Raw genomic sequence first — 19,538 nt, 5'->3', positions numbered from 1 at the left:
GTATTGTGAAGCTTGATTCTACAGATTCGTTTACAGTATCTTCTGCTGATGCAACAATGGCTAAAGTTGCATCGACACCATATGCTTCATCGCTAGATGCTATTTCAACTGTAGATATTGGCGATGCGGATGGCGCTCAAAATGCATTAGCAGTTATTGATGCGGCTATAGCATCAATAGATGGCCAACGCGCAGACTTAGGTGCGGTGCAGAATCGAATGAACTTTACCATTAGCAACTTAAGCAATATTCAGTCAAACGTAACAGATGCTCGTAGCCGCATTCAAGATGTTGACTTTGCTTCTGAAACTGCGCAGTTAACTAAGCAGCAGATTTTGTCGCAAACCTCTTCTGCGATGTTAGCTCAGGCTAACCAGTTACCACAAACTGCACTGTCACTATTATAATCGTCACAACTATAATAGCGATTAACTAAGTTTTGGTTATTGATAGGGAGGGTCGCTTGCGATTCTCCCTTTTATGTTTTAAGACTTATATTGTACAAGGCTGTTAATCAAGTTAAGCCATATCTCTTGCTTATAAAAAATAGAGGTAATGCTGGTACAATAATTGCTTTTTTATCTATTTGGTCGAGGTGTATCATGGATGTTAATCTAACAGCATCAAGCAGTAATTTACGTAAAGATGGTTTGGCTAACTTACTCGATAAGCAGTCTAACGTCGTTAATTCAGGCTTGCCTGCAGACGGTATACAAAAGGTGGGTGATAGCAGTCGCACTACTGAGCAAGTTAACCAAGCGGTCAAGGTTGACTCCGAAGAGTTAAACCAAGCCGTTAATGATATTTCTGCTAGCATGAATATGATGCAAAAAGGTTTAGCCTTTAAAGTGGATGAAGAATCCGGTGTTCAGATTGTCAAAGTGATTGATGTGACTACAGGTGAGCTCATTAGGCAAATACCCAATGAAGAAGCTTTAGATATTGCTAAGAAATTAAATGAAGTCACTGGCTTGTTGATGAAAACTAAAGTCTAGTGAGTGATAAGGCAGATTTAGTATTGTGTGAGTAAGTTTTTCACGTTATAAATTGCAGAGGTTATTATGGGATTAACATCAGTAGGTATTGGTTCGGGTATTGATATCGGCGGCATTGTCACTGCACTGGTAAACGCCGAAAGCGCCGGTAAAATTGCCAGGTTTGATGTTAATGAAGGTAAGATTAATGCACAAATATCTGGTATTGGCTCCTTGAAAAGCGCTATGTCGGAGTTTAATACTAAATTAACCGCACTAACTGAATCTGCTACTTTTGGTAGCCAGAAAGTGGCAGTTTCTACGAAAGATTATTTATCTGCTACCGTTGATAAAACGGCTGTTTCTGGTAGCTACCAAGTAAAGGTTGAGCAACTAGCCCAAAGTCAAAAAGTCGGTTCTGCAATTGTGGCAGATAATGCCACTGCAATTGGTACTGGTTCTCTATCAATTGCCGTAGGCACAGGTGACAGCTTTAGTGTTGATGTTGAAGCGACCGATACGTTAACTGAAATCATGAATAAAATTAATGATTCAGATGATAACAGTGACGTTACCGCAACGATTATTAACGGTGAATTAGGGCCGCAGTTAGTCCTTAGTGCTAAAAATACAGGTTTAGATAATACCATTAGCGTTACCGCTATTGATACTGATGGTAATACTGGCTTGGCAGATACCTTTACCATGACAGAGGTGACGCCCGCTAAAAATGCCATTGCCTATATTGATGGCGTTAAAGTGGTGTCGCAAAAAAACAGTATTAGTGAAGCGATTACCGGTGTGTCGTTAACACTAACCGCGGCAGATGTTGATAAAACCACCACCTTAACCGTCAGCAAAGATACTGCAAAAACCAAAGCTGCGATTGAAGGGTTTGTTGAAGCCTACAATACTGTGATGACAACCATAAAAGATTTAACGAGTTATGATGCTGATACCGAAAAAGCGGGTATTTTACAAGGTGATGCTCTGCCTCGTAGCATTCAAAGCCAAATGCGCAATATGTTATCGAGTCAATTTGGCACATCTGATGGCGATAAAATGTTGGCTAACTTGGGGGTGACGACAACTCGCGAAGGGTTACTTGAGATTGACTCCACTAAATTAACTGACGTTATCAGTAACGATAAAGGTACTATTGCTGAGATGTTTAGCGCTGAAAATACTGGTCTAGCAAGTAAAATGTCATCTCTATTAGATAGTTACATTAAAACTGGCGGTGTAATGGATGGCCGTGACTCTTCTTTAGATGAACAACTCATTCGTATAGCTGATAGTCGTGAGCAACTTAATACCCGTATGGCTGCATACAGTGACCGTTTATATAAGCAATATAATGCGATGGATTTAGTTGTCGCTAATTTAAACAGTAGCGCTAGTGATTTACAGTCCCGCTTAGATTCCTTACCTGGTGTTGTTAGGAATAATAATTAATTATTAAGTAAGTTATAAATATAGAACAAGCAGTTTTTTTGACTCTCATGGTCTTGCTACAGATATGTTAAGTTTTACATAAGAGGTTTAGTTTGGATTACTCCCTGACTGAAATTAATGGTATCAATAGTAAGTTAATGTTTATTATTGATAAAATAGAAAAATCTAAACCTGAAGACGAAATTGTTTCAGATTTGGTATCAGAATTGCATTTACTTACTGAGACGCGTCAAAAGTTATTGCATGCCTTAGTGTCTGATACAAATTTTACTGATAGAGAAATACTGGAACAGCAGTTTGATTTGACTCAGACATTGATAAAGCAAAGTCGAAAAATAATGGATTCTAGACAATCGTTGTTACAGGCTGGCAATACCACAAAACGCCAAATTAATATGTATAAAGCAATTGATTCAAATAGGTAGGTGTAAATATGCGCAGTTCAATGCAATCATATCGTAAGGTGTCAGTAGACAGTAATATGGCAGTGGCGACACCACACCGTATTATCCAAATGTTATTAGCGGGTGCACTAGAACGCTTAGCTCAAGCTAAATTAGCTATAGGGAACGGTGACATAGCCAACAGAGGCGTATTAATTGGCAAAGCTATCGGGATTGTTAATGGTTTAAATGGCAGCTTGAATATGGATGCAGGTGCTGATGTTGCCGCTAATTTGACTCAGTTATACGACTACATGTTGCGTAGAATGTCTGAAGCCAATATTAATAACGACCCACAAGCGATTGACGACGTGGTGTCGATTTTAAAAACCATTAAAGAAGGCTGGGATGCTATTCCACAGGATATGCACGAGCTAACCTCTGAAGTGAGTTAATCCTTACAGTGTTCTGTATTTCAACTAAAAAGACGCTTCGCGTCTTTTTTTCTTTCTATTAGTCTTCAATTCATTACATGAAATTCATATATCTAATTCATCATTTTTCATCTATTTATTGCTGTGAGATGATGCTATGGCGAGTCTATATTTAACCTCTCAGTTCAAACGAAACTTGGTTCATTAGATTTTTCGAATAAAAAAACAGCATATTGCTATTAAAATGTGGCTCAATGTAGATAAAATGTAACTGGTGCTTGCTTATGGTGAGCTGATAATACAATATTTATCCCTAAGTTCGTTTTTCTACCCAGAATTTTGCGGATTTACGATCATGTTTTAGGAATAATGCTAGAATACTGTCAGTGTTGTCAGCTGTTATGGCTGCAATGTACTTTGGTTTTTGTTGCTGTGTGCGACGCAACCATTCCGAATAAATACCTATAACAAGAGCTTTTGGCCTTCTGAATGATGCAAATAGAACAACGAATTTTAATTGTCGGTACCCCATCAGAGCGCGTAACCCGTTTGTGCTGTATTTTAGAATTCTTAGGCGAGCAATGTGACATTGTTTCTAATGAATCTTTAGCAGCCTTAGTCGAGCTTTCTCGGTACCGAGCAGTTGTCATTGTGAATGAAAATATCGATGTCGATAGTATTAAAAATATTATCGCTGCAGCTCCTTGGCAACCCATACTCTTGCTGGGTGATATTGAGATTCATCTATCAAATGTGCTTGGGCTGATCGAAGAACCGATAAATTATCCGCAACTTACTGAGTTATTGCATTTTTGCCAAGTGTTTGGTCAAGCGAAACGCGAGCATACCTTAACAAACGGTAATCAGACCAAGTTGTTCAGAAGCCTAGTGGGGCGCAGTGAAGGTATTGCTAACGTTAGACACTTGATTAGTCAAGTATCTAGTTCTGATGCAACGGTATTAGTGTTGGGGCAATCTGGCACTGGTAAAGAAGTGGTTGCACGTAATATTCATTATTTGTCTGAACGACGTGATGGCCCATTTATTCCTGTTAACTGTGGTGCGATTCCTGCTGAGTTACTTGAAAGTGAGTTATTTGGCCATGAGAAGGGCTCTTTTACCGGGGCAATATCTGCACGTAAAGGTCGTTTTGAAATGGCTGAAGGCGGTACGCTATTTCTCGATGAGATTGGTGACATGCCATTGCAGATGCAAGTTAAGTTGTTGCGTGTATTGCAAGAAAAGGTTTTTGAGCGTGTTGGTGGCAGTAAAACGATTGCCACAGATGTACGTATTGTGGCGGCTACGCATCGCGACCTTGAAACCATGATTGTAGATAATGAATTTCGTGAAGATTTGTTTTATCGATTAAATGTGTTTCCAATCGAAATGCCGGCGTTGAGTGAGCGACGTGATGATGTGCCGTTACTGCTGCACGAACTCGTTAACCGAGTATTTAATGAAGGCCGTGGTAAGGTTCGCTTTACTCAACGAGCCATTGAATCATTAAAAGAGCATCCTTGGTCCGGTAATGTGCGTGAATTATCAAACTTAATTGAGCGCTTAACGATTTTGTACCCAGGCGGACTGGTTGATGTCAACGATTTACCGCATAAGTATCGTTATATTGATGTGCCAGAATATTGTATTGAAGTCAGTGAAGAACAGCTAGAACGTGATGCGTTAGCGTCGATATTCAGTGATGAAGAGCCTGTTGAAATACCCGAAACTCGCTTTCCAAGTGAATTACCACCGGAAGGGGTTAATTTAAAAGACTTACTGGCCGAATTAGAAATCGATATGATCCGTCAGGCGCTCGAACAGCAAGATAATGTTGTCGCAAGAGCGGCTGAAATGCTAGGTATTCGCCGTACCACATTAGTCGAAAAAATGCGTAAATATGGTTTAAGTAAAGAATAATTAAACTGTAATTAATTGATATTGTAATGAAAACACACTAAGAGTGTGTTTTTTCGTTTGCGTAGCTTGCTGAGGAACCGTGCACCGATGTTTCAGCTACGACAAAATAATTGCTTGGCACGGTAAATGCATTGGGTTAGTCAAATGTTATTCTTTTGACGGAGCGACCATGTATTCAGCACGAGCGTTAACCCAGACAGACGATTCATACTTTGAATTATCTGCGTCAGCTTCGTCTTTCGCTATCACTGATGCGGAAACACCAACGTCTGCAATTGACGTGAATTCAAATGTACAAAGCCATACCAATCAGGGACGTGTTCACTCAAGCTCATTCATTGCCACTGGCATAGCAACGTCTCTCGTCAGTTCATATTCCAGTAAGGCCGCCAATATGTCGAATCAAATGGCGCATATTCTTCAAGCTATGCCATCTGGCGTGGTGATCATTGATGGTGATGGTGTTGTGACGTTAGCTAATCCGGTTGCAACAGAGCTATTAGGCCGACCTCTACAAGGATTACGTTGGTTTGATATTATTCATCGTGCTTTTGCACCTCAAGATGATGATGGACACGAAGTGTCGCTAAAAAATGGCCGACGGGTAAAGTTGGCTATTACACCGTTAGCCCCTGAACCTGGGCAGTTAATTGTGTTAACTGATCTTACCGAAACCCGTTTACTGCAGAAAAACCTATCTCATTTACAACGATTATCGGCGTTAGGGAAGATGGTGGCCACGTTAGCACATCAGGTACGCACCCCATTATCTGCAGCACTTCTGTACGCTTCTAATCTTGCTAGTCCTAAATTAACCGATTCTGCACGGTCTAAGTTTCAATCTAAGTTGGTTGACCGACTCAATGAACTCGAGCGTCAAGTAAATGACATGTTACTTATGGCTAGAGGACGCCAAGATGGAATGGCTGAATCTGTTTCAATGGATGAGATAATCAGTCAAGTGATGGCCAGTTGCGAACCGATTGCAGATAAAAAACATTGTCAGCTGGTAGTTGAAGATACTTCACATTCATTGATGCTTGCCAATGCGAATGCGCTCAGTTCTGCGGTAAATAATTTAGTGATGAACAGTATTGAAGCTGGGGCCACAAAAATAAAAGTCAGCGCCAGTGAAACGCCTGATGGCCTATTATTGGATGTTATTGACAATGGCAAAGGGCTTGAACCGTCAATGCAGCAACAAATACTTGAGCCGTTTTTTACAACAAAGAGTCAAGGTACAGGTTTAGGCTTAGCGGTTGTGCAGTCGGTAGTACGAAACCATGGAGGACAGATACAGTTGTCGTGTAAACCCGGTATGGGTTGCCATATTCGTTTGAGCTTTCCGCACATTAACAAAATGAGTGTTCAGGAGGTGGCGCGTGGCTGAAGCAAATATTCTATTAGTTGAAGATGATGCTGATTTACGTGAAGCATTGCTTGATACACTGATGCTTGCCCATTACGACTGTGTTGATGTTGGCAGTGCTGAAGAGGCTATATTGGCCTTAAAAGTAAACCACTTTGATATGGTGATTAGCGATGTGCAGATGGATGGCATCGGTGGTATGGGCTTGCTGAGTTATTTACAACAACATCAACCTAAAGTGCCGGTGTTATTAATGACCGCATATGCCACGATTAACAGTGCTGTTAGTGCGATGAAATTAGGCGCAGTAGATTATCTTGCTAAGCCTTTTGCACCAGAAGTGTTATTAAATCAGGTATCACGCTATTTGCCTTTAAAACAAAATCACGACAATCCCGTGGTTGCCGATGAGAAAAGTTTAGCATTGTTGGCGCTGGCTCAGCGCGTTGCGGTGTCAGATGCTTCGGTCATGATCATGGGCCCGAGTGGTTCAGGTAAAGAAGTGTTGGCACGCTATATTCACCAGCATAGCCAACGTAATGAGCAGCCATTTATTGCGATTAATTGTGCGGCAATACCAGAAAACATGTTAGAAGCCACCTTATTTGGTTATGAAAAAGGTGCATTTACTGGTGCTTATCAAGCTTGTCCAGGCAAGTTCGAACAAGCTCAGGGCGGCACCATATTGCTTGACGAGATTTCTGAGATGGAACTTGGCTTACAAGCAAAGTTATTGCGGGTATTACAAGAGCGCGAAGTAGAGCGTTTAGGTGGCCGTAAAACCATAAAATTAGATGTGAGAGTTCTCGCAACGTCAAACCGCGATTTGAAATCGTTGGCGACGTCTGGCGAATTCAGAGAAGATTTATATTACCGCATTAACGTATTTCCACTGACGTGGCCAGCACTAAACCAACGTCCTGCGGATATTCTTCCGTTAGCACGTCATTTATTGGCGAAGCATGCTAAAGCATTGAATATGACGTCGGTGCCTAAACTTGATGATGCGGCAACTCGACGGTTACTGACTCATCGCTGGCCGGGTAATGTGCGAGAGTTAGACAATGTTATTCAACGCGCCTTGATATTACGAGTAAATGATGACATTGGTGTCAATGATATTATTATCGACTCTGCTGATGTGAAGTTAGTTGCCACAGAATATGCAGAGATAGATCAGTCTATTGAAGTAGATGGTTTAGGTGACGAATTAAAGGCCCAAGAACATGTGATTATTTTAGAAACCTTGAATCAGTGTCAGGGGAGTCGAAAAAAGGTCGCTGAAAAACTCGGTATAAGTGCTCGAACATTACGTTATAAGATGGCCAAAATGCGTGATATGGGCATTCAACTTCCTGCTTAGCGTTATCAGTAATTGCTTAATTAACCTTATGATTTATAGTCTAATTAACTTTGCTTATTTATTGCTAACATCTGTCAAGATGCAAAAAGTAACCTGTCCTATCTAATGGTACGGTTACTTTTGCTCTGTTTCCCGCCATTTTATCTACTCATATTATATTTCTTCTAATATTGGCATCTAAATTGCTTTAACTCTTTATTAGTTATTATTGTCGTCAAAAAGTCGACGAAAGGGAGTTACATCATGCAGATTAGCGCAAATCCATTAATGCAAGAAATGCAGTCACTTCGTGGCGAAATAGCCCCTTCGATTGGCTCATCTATTCGACCTAATCTTACTCAGCAAGTGAATAACACCACAGGCGTCGATTTCAGTCAGTTATTGTCTCAGGCTGTCGGCACTGTCAATGAGTTACAACAAAACTCGTCCAATTTAGCCACTCGTTTAGACATGGGCGATACGACGGTTACTCTTTCTGATACGGTTATTGCGCGTGAGAAAGCCGGTGTTGCCTTTGAAGCAACGGTGCAGGTACGTAATAAACTCGTTGAAGCATATAAAGAAATTATGAGTATGCCTGTTTAGCTGCAGATAGCGTTAAGCACTAAATAATATAACAACATTAGATATAGCAGGTACGTATTGTGAGCACAGACATGATGGTAGGTTCAGATTCAACAGTTGATGGCGGCGTCCAGCAAGAGAATAAATCTGGGCTGCTTGGCGGCATCGGTGGTGCAGATATGATGCGCCAAGTGATCATGATTTTGGCACTAGCGATATGCCTAGCGCTCGCTGTGTTTGTGATGATGTGGGCACAAGAGCCAGATTATCGACCACTTGGTAAAATGGAAACAGCTGAGATGATCCAAGTCTTAGATGTGCTTGATAAAAACCAAATCGAGTATCAAATCAACGTCGATGTGGTGAAAGTACCTGAAGATAAATATCAAGAAGTAAAATTACTGCTTAGCCGTGCGGGGATTCAAAGTAGCACTCAAGCTAACGATTATTTAAGCCAAGACAGTGGTTTTGGTGTTAGCCAACGTATGGAACAAGCGCGCTTAAAACAAAGCCAAGAACAAAACCTAGCCAGAGCTATTGAAGAACTAAAAAGTATTAGCCGTGCTAAAGTCATTTTAGCGTTACCCAAAGAAAATGTTTTTGCCCGCAATGCTTCTAAGCCAAGTGCTACAGTAGTGGTGAGTGTGCGCCGTGGTGGTTTAGGCCAAGAAGAGATTGATGCGATTGTTGATATTGTTGGTTCGGCTGTTCAAGGGTTAGAGCCTTCTCGTGTAACGGTAACTGATTCAAATGGGCGTTTGCTGAATTCAGGTAGCCAAGATGGTACCTCAGCAAGAGCACGTCGTGAGCAAGAGCTCGTGCAGCAACAAGAAGCTGAATACCGTAAAAAAATTGACTCAATCCTAATGCCAATCTTAGGCCCAGAGAACTTTACTTCTCAGGTTGATGTTAATATGAACTTTACTGCAGTAGAGCAAACCGCAAAACGTTTTTCACCAGATTTACCGGCTATTAGAAGTGAAATGACCATTGAACGTAACTCAACGGGTGGAAGTTCTGGTGGTATTCCTGGTGCGCTAAGTAACCAACCGCCGATGGAGTCGGATATTCCGCAAGTTGCAGGTGAAGCGACCGCTTCAACTGTATCAGGCGATTCCTCAAAAGAAGCGACTCGTAATTATGAATTAGATACAACTATCAGCCATACTCGTCAGCAAATTGGTGTGGTACGCCGTGTGAGTGTGTCAGTAGCGATTAACTTTAAACCAGGGCAAGTAGACGAAAATGGCCAGGTCACTCGTGTAGCGAGAACTGAGCAAGAGTTAACTAATATTCGTCGTTTACTCGAGGGTGCTGTTGGGTTTAGTACCCAGCGTGGTGATGCTCTTGAAGTGGTAACCGTTCCCTTTATGGATCAGCTAATTGAAGAGTTACCTGAACCTGATATGTGGGAACAACCATGGTTTTGGCGTGCAATTAAGCTAGCATTAGGTGCGATTGTTATTTTAGTGCTTATCTTGGCTGTGGTTCGTCCTATGCTTAAGAAGCTAACCAATCCTAATGGGATCAACATGCCAGATGATGTTCGTCCTGGACATGAGTTAGCAGAAATTGAAGATCAGTATGCAGCAGATACCTTAGGTATGCTCAATACTAAAGAGGCGGAATACAGTTATGCTGATGATGGCTCAATTCATATACCTAATTTGCATAAAGATGATGATATGATTAAAGCAATTAGAGCGTTAGTGGCTAACGAGCCTGAACTTTCCACTCAAGTAGTTAAAAACTGGTTACAAGACAATGGCTAAAGATAAAGTAGAAAAAACAGAGAAATCAACGGCATTTGACCCGGATTTAGTTACAGGTGTTGAGAAAACAGCCATTTTGTTGCTCAGTTTGAGTGAAGCGGATGCTGCGTCAATTTTGAAACACTTAGAGCCTAAGCAGGTACAAAAAGTGGGTATGGCGATGGCGGCGATGGATGACTTTGGTCAAGAAAAAGTCATTGGGGTTCACAAGCTATTTTTAGATGATATTCAAAAATTCTCTTCAATTGGTTTTAACAGTGAAGAATTCGTCCGTAAAGCGTTAACCGCGGCATTGGGTGCAGATAAAGCTGGTAACTTAATTGAACAAATTATTATGGGCAGCGGCGCTAAGGGGCTTGATTCATTAAAGTGGATGGATGCCCGCCAAGTGGCGACCATTATTCAAAATGAACATCCTCAAATTCAAACCATTGTGTTGTCTTACTTAGAACCGGATCAAGCGGCTGAAATTTTTAGTCAGTTCCCTGAAAATACTCGTTTAGATTTAATGATGCGTATTGCCAATCTTGAAGAAGTTCAGCCAGCAGCATTGCAAGAACTAAACGACATTATGGAAAAACAATTTGCGGGTCAAGGTGGTGCGCAAGCAGCCAAAATGGGCGGCTTAAAAGCTGCAGCCAATATTATGAACTACCTCGATACTGGTATTGAAAGCCAAATAATGGAAACTATGCGTGAGTCTGACGAAGAGATGGCGCAACAAATACAAGACATGATGTTTGTATTTGAAAACCTCATTGACGTTGATGACCGTGGTATTCAGGCATTGTTACGTGAAGTACAGCAAGATATCTTGATGAAGGCACTTAAAGGTGCTGATGAAGCTTTAAAAGAGAAAATTCTGGGGAACATGTCCAAGCGTGCTGCAGAATTACTGCGTGATGACTTAGAAGCCATGGGGCCTATTCGTATCAGTGAAGTTGAAGTCGCACAAAAAGAAATTCTGTCTATTGCACGTCGACTCAGTGACAGTGGTGAAATTATGCTAGGCGGCGGTGGCGGTGACGAGTTCTTGTAATCTTACGATGAGGTATGTCTGAAAGATATACCTAACTTACTTGCCTAATTCGTTTGTTGTCCGTAAAGCTAATACATTGTACTCCTGTTATTATTTTGCTTTGAGCCAATGTTTTCAATAACACAAGTGACCAATTATGTCTGAATCAAAAATGCCTAAAGATGTCACCAATGCCGATAATGAGCATGAGTTTAGCCATTGGCAATTACCTGATATTACCAAAGACAGCAGTCACGATCCTTCAAATTTATTTGGTCAATTTTCTGAAGCTCATCGGCCAAACCCCGTTTCTGGCCCCGAGAAGTCTATGGCGCCGCCTACGATGGCACAAATCGAAGATATTCGAGCCGCGGCAGAGCAAGAGGGGTTTGAGCAAGGTCAACAAGAAGGTCATCAACAAGGGCTGGAACAAGGGCGTTTAGAAGGATTAGAGCAAGGTCATCAGCAAGGTTTTGCTCAAGGCGAACAACAAGGTTATGAGGCTGGTCAAACTAAAGTTAATCAGTTAGTTGAGCAACTTAATCACATTATGACTCAATTTGAGTTGCCATTATCAATAGTTGATAACGAAATTGAAGCCGAGTTGCTCGCCATGACAATCAGCTTAGCAAAGTCGGTAATTGGTCACGAACTAAAAACGCATCCAGAGCATATATTATCAGCGTTACGCCAAGGTGTTGACGCCCTACCATTAAAAGAACAACTGGTTAAATTACGCTTAAATCAAGCCGATGCTGAAATCGTCAGCCAATGCTATAGTGCTGAACAATTACAAAAAAATAACTGGCAAATTGATATCGATCCTACTTTATCAAATGGCGACTGTATTATTGAAAGTGTACGCTCCTCCGTTGATTTACGCGTCGAGCAACGTATCAATCAAGTATTTAGTGAATTGGATGCGCAGTCGAATCAGATAGCTAAAAATGTACAACAACAAAAGTCTACTCATCCACAATATCAAACAACATCAGTCGAAAATTTGACAGAGTATCAACAAGCCTCTGAGTCTGCTAATGGGATTGAGGCAGTCAACGATCAAGCCGCTTCAGATACTGCTCCCGACCAAGATAATCAGCTCGAGACTGGACAAACAGATGTTGCTCAGAAGACCAATGCGACTGAATCTGTCGCTGAAAATGTTCTAGATGGCTCAGCTGCATCACTCAATGTTGAGCATGATAAAAATGCCACTGTCGATAACGATATAACGCTCAATACAAGTGCACCAGCGGGTAGTGGCGCAGGCGATGACGATCAGCAACAGAACAAAGGGCTATCTCAAGGAAATATCGATGACCACCCGTCAACATAAACTCCTCAATAAACTGTCGGTGCATCATAAACACGTGCTACCGCTTAGACCCGTCGCTAGCGGCCAGTTAGTTAGGGTTGTTGGTTTAACCTTAGAAGCGACAGGATGTCGTGCGCCTGTGGGCAGTTTATGCTCCATTGAAACCATGGTTGGTGAGTTAGTTGCTGAGGTGGTTGGCTTTGATGACAAACTGTTGTATTTAATGCCTATTGAAGAGCTGCGAGGTGTCTTGCCTGGCGCACGGGTTCAACCCTTGGGTGAGCAATCTGGATTAAATGTCGGATTAGCATTGTTAGGTAGAGTATTAGACGGTAGCGGCATGCCGTTAGATGGTTTGGGGCCACTGAATACGGATCAATACGCAGCCCGTCATGGTCCTTACATTAATCCATTGTCTCGACGTGCCATTACCGAACCATTAGATGTCGGTGTTCGTGCCATTAATTCGATGTTAACCGTAGGTAAAGGTCAGCGAATGGGGCTGTTTGCTGGCTCTGGGGTAGGTAAAAGTGTGCTCCTAGGCATGATGACTCGAGGTTCTAAAGCCGACATTATTGTGGTGGGATTAGTCGGCGAGCGTGGCCGCGAAGTTAAAGAATTTATTGAAGAAATTTTAGGTAAAGAAGGTCGTGCCCGCTCGGTTGTAGTGGCTGCACCGGCAGATACTTCGCCATTAATGCGTTTACGTGCCTGTGAAACATCGACTCGTATAGCCGAATATTTTCGTGATTTAGGCTACGATGTTTTATTGTTAATGGACAGCTTGACACGTTATGCCCAAGCGCAACGTGAAGTGGCGCTTGCGGTAGGAGAACCGCCAGCAACCAAAGGCTATCCACCTTCTGTGTTTGCTAAGTTACCCCGTTTAGTTGAGCGCGCCGGTAATGGCGGCGCTGGACAAGGTTCTATTACGGCTTTTTATACTGTGTTGACCGAAGGTGATGATCAACAAGATCCGATTGCAGATGCTTCTCGAGCGATTTTAGACGGCCATATTGTGCTATCTCGTCAACTTGCCGATTCGGGTCATTATCCCGCGATTGATGTGGAAGCATCAATTAGCCGCGTTGCGCCAATGGTGATAAGTGGAGAACACTTAGAGGCGATGCGTAAAGTCAAACAGATGTATTCTTTGTATCAGCAAAATCGTGACCTGATTTCAATTGGCGCGTACTCACAAGGCAGTGATCCTCGGATTGATAATGCGATACGTTTACAACCTGCAATGAATGCTTTTTTACGTCAAGGGTTTAAAGAACCTGTCTCATTTGAAGAAAGCCGAGTGATGTTGACTCAAATTGCCGCTCAATGTCAGGGATAACCTAGATGACTCGCACAGACCCATTATTAACGGTATTGAAGCTAGCGACTGCTGCCGAGGAACAAGCGGCATTACAGCTCAAGTCGGCTCAATTTGAAAAACAAAAACGCCAAGGGCAGCTCGATGCGCTAAACAATTACCGTTTAGATTACATGAAGCAGATGGAAGGGCACACGGGCACGACATTACGTGCTAATCAGTACCATCAGTTTCATCAGTTTATTCGTCAAGTTGATAGTGCTATTACCCAACAAGTTGCAGCGGTTAAAGATGCCGAAAAACAAGTGGGTTATCGTCAAGTTCACTGGCAAGAAAAACAACAAAAACGCAAAGCGGTAGAAATGTTACTCGCTCAGAAAGCCAAAAAGGCTATGGTCGTAGAAGCAAAACGTGAACAAAAAATGTCAGATGAGTTTGCTATGCAACAATATTACCGTCAAAAATCAATTAAGTCATAGCCTCCAAATCTAACATTCGTTTTACCGCAATCCCTTTTGATTGGTTCGTGTTCAAACTCTATTTATTATCTAAACTTTATCAACTAATATTTATTGGCACTTAAATTGCTTAATATAAATTTAAGTTTACATTGGAATAGAAATCGTCAGCGAAGCGACAGTGGAAACCTTATGATGAGGTTTGTAATGACTCTATTGATATTACCTAATATCGACATATGATTCATCGAGGTAATTTGATAGCTGTTTGTTAGACGATAATGACCTAACTTTGTTTGATTGAGTGGAGCTGATTATGCAGCAGATGAGCAATATCTTACTTGGAAATAGCAGTAAATCTGCTGATCTTAGTACAAAAGGAAACATGCAAGGTGTTGAAAATACATCATTCTTGTCTGCTTTTAATCAAGCGAGTGAATCCGAACTTGCTTCGCGGCCTAACGCCAATAGTGCACCTGTATCGTTAGACGCTGAAGTGGATCAAGTCGATGCTGCCAATGACCTTGATTTAGCTACTGAAGAAAATGCTGATATTGAATTGATTTTTGCTCAGCTTAATATGGCTGATGCATTAAATAAACGTCATTCCTCTGGCGGAAATGAATTGCCGCATGTGGATACATTAGATATTGGTTTTGACGCGATATCTTTGATCGACCCTGACAGCAGTATTATTGATGAGCTGAATAGCGATAGTCAGTCAGAGATGGGGGCGTTATTCACTGATGCTATTGATTTACCCGCTGACTCTCTTTCTACCAAAGAAGCTCTTTCTCAGCTTAGCCCTGAAGATATATCCAGCTTAATGGCATTTGCCAATTTATCTGAAAATGATTTACAAGCACTAGACATTAAGGGCTTAAGCGAGTTAATTAGTGACTTTAATTTACAAGCGCCTGTTGTTGATGAATCCATTTTAGCGATGGTGTCTGCAGATATGGACAGTAGTGACGATTCCCCAAAAAGTATCCTTAGCTCTGAAGAACAAAACCAAATTGATAAATCAATTGCCGCCAGTACCACCGTTCCAGGTCAAGCCGGCTCTCCGGGTCTTAATTCTGCGGTTGTTAAATTAGACCGCACCGATTTTTTGGAGGCTAGCGCCACTCTTGCATCTTCTTCAGCGATATCTGCCGACCCTAAGACGATTTTAGGTGATAGCACTCGTATTGATGGCAATATTCAATCAGATACTGATAATGCCAAAATGCTGGCGAAAGCTGATTTTTCTGTGGTCCTAGATTCCCTAGCGACCAAGCGTGCATCAGGAGAACTGTCAGCCAATATAAATTCAGCTAACTTGGGTTTAGACGCAGTGAATGATATCGGTGATACCGACACTAAGGCTTTACAAAATCAGAGTAGTTTTACTCCGATACATAAAAGTGATGTACCACAATTTCAGTTATCGTTGAAACCGCAAGGCGATCATGGTGCGCAAATGCAAGAGATGATCCAGCGCTTTTCTCCGGTCATGAAGCAGCAGTTAATTACTATGGTCAGTAATGGTATTCAGCAAGCTGAAATTCGTTTAGATCCGCCGGAACTTGGGCATTTAACCGTTAAAATTCAAATTCATGGTGATCAAACCCAAGTACAGTTTCATGTTGCTCAGTCGCAAACCCGTGATATTGTTGAGCAAGCAATGCCTCGATTACGCGATATGCTTGCCCAAGAAGGATTACAACTAACAGACAGTCAGGTTTCTCAAGGCGATGGCGGGCGTGATCAGCAAGGACAATCTGGTGATCATGCTGCTGGAGATACGCAATTGGATGAAATTTCAGCACAAGAGCCTAGCTTGATGACAAATCCATCAAGGAGTTTACATTCTGCTATAGATTATTATGCTTAAGCAGGTAACCTATAGCATTAATATATCTTTTCAAGAATAACGAGTTATTCAGTTAAGTTATAATGTTAATCACAATGTTGATTAGGAACCATAATGCCTGAACAAGAATTAGAGTTAAACGAAACCCCTAACGCCGGTAAAAAAAGCAAGAAACTATTCATCTTTGGTGGCATTGGTTTAGTATTAGTTTTGCTTATTGGCGGCGGATTGTGGTTTTTTATGGGCTCGGACGAGCCTGCCGCTACCGACGTCATTGGTGATGAATCTGCCGATCCCGCTGCGCCGATAGTCAGTTCTGAAGCAGAGTATGTCGGTATGCCAAGACCTTTTTTATTTAATTTACCAGGCGCTGACCGTGCTCGTTTAGTTGAAATAAAAGTCCAATTAATGGTGCGTGGTGAAAGTAATAGTGTATTGACCCAAAAACATATTCCTTTAATTGAAGATGCGTTATTAACGACCTTTAGTGCTGCTGATGTGCAAAAGCTTAGTACCCAAGCCGGTAAAGACGAGCTGCGCCAGTTAGCCTTACTCAATGTTCAGAATACGCTGCAACCAATAACAGGAAATAAAGTGGTAGAGAAAGTCCTGTTTACTGGTTTTGTCATGCAATAACTAAAAGCGTTAACTGCTAAGGCGATGATGTGAGTGATTTATTAAGCCAAGATGAGATTGATGCGCTATTACATGGTGTCGATGACGATGATGATGATGACATTGTAGAAGATAGTGCTGATGCACGATCGTATGATTTCTCATCTCAAGATCGTATTGTGCGCGGTCGTATGCCAACGCTTGAAATCGTCAATGAGCGATTTGCTCGGCATTTACGCATCAGTATGTTTAACATGATGCGTCGCGCTGCAGAAGTGTCAATTAATGGCGTACAAATGCTTAAGTTTGGTGAGTATGTACATACGCTATTTGTTCCAACGAGTTTAAATATGGTGCGTTTTAGTCCACTAAAAGGCACAGCGTTAATTACCATGGAAGCAAGACTAGTCTTTATTCTCGTCGACAACTTCTTTGGTGGTGATGGCCGTTTTCATGCCAAAATTGAAGGTCGTGAATTTACTCCAACAGAACGCCGAATAGTCCAGTTACTGCTTAAAATTATTTTTGAAGATTACAAAGAAGCATGGGCGCCGGTAATGGACGTGGAGTTTGAATACCTCGATTCTGAAGTGAACCCTGCCATGGCTAACATTGTCAGTCCAACAGAAGTGGTGGTGATTAACTCATTCCACATCGAAGTCGACGGTGGGGGGGGAGACTTCCACATCACTATGCCGTATTCAATGATTGAACCAATACGTGAATTACTCGATGCCGGTGTTCAAAGTGATAAACAAGATACCGATATGCGCTGGTCGCAAGCATTACGTGATGAGATCATGGACGTGCAAGTTGGTTTTGATGTCAATGTGGTTGAGCATGAAGTGACTTTACGTGATGTGATGGGATTTAAAGCGGGTGATATTATTCCGATTGATTTGCCTGAACATATTATGATGCGAATAGAGGGCTTACCAACTTACCGCTGTAAAATGGGTAAATCACGCGATAACTTAGCATTAAAAATCAGTGAGAAAATCCCGCGGCCAGAAACGGTTAAAACAGAGCTGCAATTAGTGACTCGCAAAGGCAAGTCGCGTGATATTTCAGACTTATAAGGTGAAGTAAATGAGTACAGAAGATACTGGCGATGACTGGGCTGCAGCAATGGCTGAACAGGCTTTAGAAGAAGCGGAACATGTCGAATTAGATGAGTTAGTCGACGAGTCCAAGCCTATTTCTAAAGAAGAAGCGGCAAAATTGGATGGTATCCTAGATATTCCTGTGACCATTTCTATGGAAGTTGGAAGAAGTTTTATTAGCATTCGAAATTTACTCCAGTTGAACCAAGGCTCTGTTGTTGAGCTTGATCGCGTCGCAGGTGAGCCTCTGGATGTTATGGTTAATGGCACCTTGATTGCCCATGGGGAAGTGGTGGTCGTTAATGACAAATTTGGTATTCGTTTAACTGATGTTATTAGCCAGACTGAACGTATTAAAAAGTTAAAATAACCATTTACACTAACGAAGCAGAGATCAGTATTCATTGAGTCTTTGCTTGGTGGGTTAACTATCACAAGGAATCACAGTGGCTAATATGATACCAATGCTCGGCATCATGAGTGAGGCATTAAGCGCCCCTGCAATGTCTAGCACTTTAGCTAGTAACACCTTAGTTCGGCCCGCCGAAACCTCTAATGTTGCAACCTTAGCGAATATGGTTGGGGGATTAATTGTCGTTTTAGCGTTGATTTTCTTGTTAGCGTACATTGTGAAACGTCTTAAGTTAGTCCCATCAAATGGTGGAATCATTAAAACGATTGCTGTGACGCCCATTGGACAGCGTGAAAAGGTGGTATTGGTGGAGGTCAATGGTCAGCAATATTTACTTGGCGTGACTTCGCAACAGATTAATCTTATCGATAAGTTATCTACCCCTGTCGACGTTCCACTTTCCTCGTTTGCCAGTCGCCTAAAACAAGCCAAGGAACAGCAATAATGAATAAGTACATAACAGTATTGGTGTTGGCGATACTGACGTTAGTGGCCGTTGTTCTATCACCCTCTGCACTGGCTCAAGACGGAGTGTTACCTGCGTTGACGGTTACAACTGGTGCTGATGGAACCACTGAATATTCGGTAACCATGCAGATTTTATTGCTGATGACGGCAATGAGCTTTATTCCTGCCATGGTGATTATGCTCACCTCTTTTACCCGTATTATTGTGGTGTTATCGATATTAAGACAAGCTTTGGGGTTACAACAAACACCGTCGAATCAGGTATTGATTGGGATTAGCTTGTTTATGACTTTTTTTATTATGGCGCCCGTGTTTGACAAGATTTATGCTGAAGCGGTAGAGCCTTATATCAATGAAACCATGACCTTAACCCAAGCTTATGACGTTGGCAAAGAGCCAATTAAAACATTCATGCTGTCGCAAGTTCGCACCACAGACTTACAAACTTTTATTGAAATATCAGGCTATAAAGACATTCAATCTCCTGAACAAACGCCAATGAGCGTTGTTATTCCTGCATTTATTACTAGTGAGCTTAAAACGGCATTCCAAATTGGCTTTATGCTGTTTGTGCCTTTTTTGGTCTTAGACTTAGTGGTTGCCAGTATTTTAATGGCGATGGGGATGATGATGTTGTCACCAATGATTGTGTCGTTACCCTTTAAAATCATGCTGTTTGTACTGGTTGATGGTTGGGGTCTTGTGATGGGCACATTAGCGAATAGTTTCGGAATATAAG

General features: G+C 41.7%; 20 protein-coding genes. All 20 read left to right on the top strand.

The features are described 5' to 3' along the window. Nucleotides 1-407, top strand: a 407-nt coding sequence (locus GW828_RS17470) for a flagellin (protein WP_273086177.1), incomplete at its 5' end; no start/stop codon positions are given. A 195-nt stretch (nucleotides 408-602) separates the two neighbouring features. Beyond that, nucleotides 603-995 carry a flagellar protein FlaG gene (locus GW828_RS17465; protein ID WP_273059483.1) on the top strand — a complete coding sequence of 131 codons (393 nt, stop codon included), beginning with the start codon at nucleotides 603-605 and terminating at the stop codon, nucleotides 993-995. A 66-nt stretch (nucleotides 996-1,061) separates the two neighbouring features. Beyond that, on the top strand, nucleotides 1,062-2,429 hold the full coding sequence (fliD, locus tag GW828_RS17460; protein ID WP_273059481.1) for a flagellar filament capping protein FliD: 1,368 nt from the start codon (nucleotides 1,062-1,064) through the stop codon (nucleotides 2,427-2,429). Nucleotides 2,430-2,521: 92 nt separating this feature from the next. Next, on the top strand, nucleotides 2,522-2,854 hold the full coding sequence (locus GW828_RS17455) for a flagella biosynthesis chaperone for FliD, FliT (protein WP_273059480.1): 333 nt from the start codon (nucleotides 2,522-2,524) through the stop codon (nucleotides 2,852-2,854). A gap of 8 nt (nucleotides 2,855-2,862) precedes the next feature. After that, complete coding sequence (gene fliS, locus GW828_RS17450; protein ID WP_273059479.1) at nucleotides 2,863-3,267, top strand: flagellar export chaperone FliS; 405 nt, start codon at nucleotides 2,863-2,865, stop codon at nucleotides 3,265-3,267. Between the two features lie 468 nt (nucleotides 3,268-3,735). Further along, nucleotides 3,736-5,166, top strand: a complete 1,431-nt coding sequence (locus GW828_RS17445) for a sigma-54 interaction domain-containing protein (protein WP_124016922.1) — start codon at nucleotides 3,736-3,738, stop codon at nucleotides 5,164-5,166. Nucleotides 5,167-5,335: 169 nt separating this feature from the next. Next, nucleotides 5,336-6,556 (top strand): sensor histidine kinase, encoded by a 1,221-nt coding sequence (locus GW828_RS17440; RefSeq protein ID WP_273059476.1) that lies wholly within the window; start codon nucleotides 5,336-5,338, stop codon nucleotides 6,554-6,556. Then, complete coding sequence (locus tag GW828_RS17435) at nucleotides 6,549-7,898, top strand: sigma-54-dependent transcriptional regulator (protein ID WP_273059474.1); 1,350 nt, start codon at nucleotides 6,549-6,551, stop codon at nucleotides 7,896-7,898. Before GW828_RS17440 ends, GW828_RS17435 begins: the two co-directional genes overlap by 8 nt. A gap of 243 nt (nucleotides 7,899-8,141) precedes the next feature. Beyond that, nucleotides 8,142-8,483, top strand: a complete 342-nt coding sequence (gene fliE / locus GW828_RS17430; protein WP_124016924.1) for a flagellar hook-basal body complex protein FliE — start codon at nucleotides 8,142-8,144, stop codon at nucleotides 8,481-8,483. A 71-nt stretch (nucleotides 8,484-8,554) separates the two neighbouring features. Continuing rightward, entirely contained in the window at nucleotides 8,555-10,234 is a 1,680-nt protein-coding gene (gene fliF / locus GW828_RS17425) for a flagellar basal-body MS-ring/collar protein FliF (RefSeq protein WP_165870119.1), read from the top strand. After that, entirely contained in the window at nucleotides 10,227-11,273 is a 1,047-nt protein-coding gene (fliG, locus tag GW828_RS17420) for a flagellar motor switch protein FliG (protein ID WP_273059472.1), read from the top strand. Before fliF ends, fliG begins: the two co-directional genes overlap by 8 nt. 136 nt (nucleotides 11,274-11,409) lie before the next feature. Further along, nucleotides 11,410-12,588 carry a flagellar assembly protein FliH gene (gene fliH, locus GW828_RS17415; RefSeq protein ID WP_273059469.1) on the top strand — a complete coding sequence of 393 codons (1,179 nt, stop codon included), beginning with the start codon at nucleotides 11,410-11,412 and terminating at the stop codon, nucleotides 12,586-12,588. Next, nucleotides 12,569-13,909: a flagellar protein export ATPase FliI gene (gene fliI, locus GW828_RS17410; RefSeq protein ID WP_273059467.1), complete on the top strand. Its 1,341-nt coding sequence runs from the start codon at nucleotides 12,569-12,571 to the stop codon at nucleotides 13,907-13,909. The genes fliH and fliI overlap by 20 nt, the downstream gene beginning before the upstream one ends. A 5-nt stretch (nucleotides 13,910-13,914) precedes the next feature. Continuing rightward, on the top strand, nucleotides 13,915-14,367 hold the full coding sequence (gene fliJ / locus GW828_RS17405; protein WP_124016929.1) for a flagellar export protein FliJ: 453 nt from the start codon (nucleotides 13,915-13,917) through the stop codon (nucleotides 14,365-14,367). A gap of 295 nt (nucleotides 14,368-14,662) precedes the next feature. Next, nucleotides 14,663-16,222 carry a flagellar hook-length control protein FliK gene (locus GW828_RS17400; RefSeq protein ID WP_273059465.1) on the top strand — a complete coding sequence of 520 codons (1,560 nt, stop codon included), beginning with the start codon at nucleotides 14,663-14,665 and terminating at the stop codon, nucleotides 16,220-16,222. Between the two features lie 90 nt (nucleotides 16,223-16,312). Further along, the gene (fliL, locus tag GW828_RS17395) at nucleotides 16,313-16,837 is read left to right on the top strand and encodes a flagellar basal body-associated protein FliL (RefSeq protein ID WP_420542447.1); all 525 of its coding nucleotides are present in this window, start codon (nucleotides 16,313-16,315) and stop codon (nucleotides 16,835-16,837) included. A gap of 29 nt (nucleotides 16,838-16,866) precedes the next feature. Beyond that, nucleotides 16,867-17,895 carry a flagellar motor switch protein FliM gene (gene fliM, locus GW828_RS17390; protein ID WP_182698016.1) on the top strand — a complete coding sequence of 343 codons (1,029 nt, stop codon included), beginning with the start codon at nucleotides 16,867-16,869 and terminating at the stop codon, nucleotides 17,893-17,895. 10 nt (nucleotides 17,896-17,905) lie between these two features. After that, the gene (gene fliN, locus GW828_RS17385; protein WP_124016933.1) at nucleotides 17,906-18,289 is read left to right on the top strand and encodes a flagellar motor switch protein FliN; all 384 of its coding nucleotides are present in this window, start codon (nucleotides 17,906-17,908) and stop codon (nucleotides 18,287-18,289) included. Between the two features lie 85 nt (nucleotides 18,290-18,374). Beyond that, nucleotides 18,375-18,776: a flagellar biosynthetic protein FliO gene (gene fliO / locus GW828_RS17380; RefSeq protein WP_371697198.1), complete on the top strand. Its 402-nt coding sequence runs from the start codon at nucleotides 18,375-18,377 to the stop codon at nucleotides 18,774-18,776. Continuing rightward, on the top strand, nucleotides 18,776-19,537 hold the full coding sequence (gene fliP, locus GW828_RS17375) for a flagellar type III secretion system pore protein FliP (protein WP_273059459.1): 762 nt from the start codon (nucleotides 18,776-18,778) through the stop codon (nucleotides 19,535-19,537). Before fliO ends, fliP begins: the two co-directional genes overlap by 1 nt. The last annotated feature ends 1 nt before the right edge of the window (nucleotide 19,538 follow it).

The sequence above is a fragment of the Shewanella vesiculosa genome (genome assembly GCF_009994065.1).
Classification (GTDB): domain Bacteria; phylum Pseudomonadota; class Gammaproteobacteria; order Enterobacterales; family Shewanellaceae; genus Shewanella; species Shewanella vesiculosa.
This window is presented reverse-complemented; position numbering and strand designations above follow the sequence as displayed.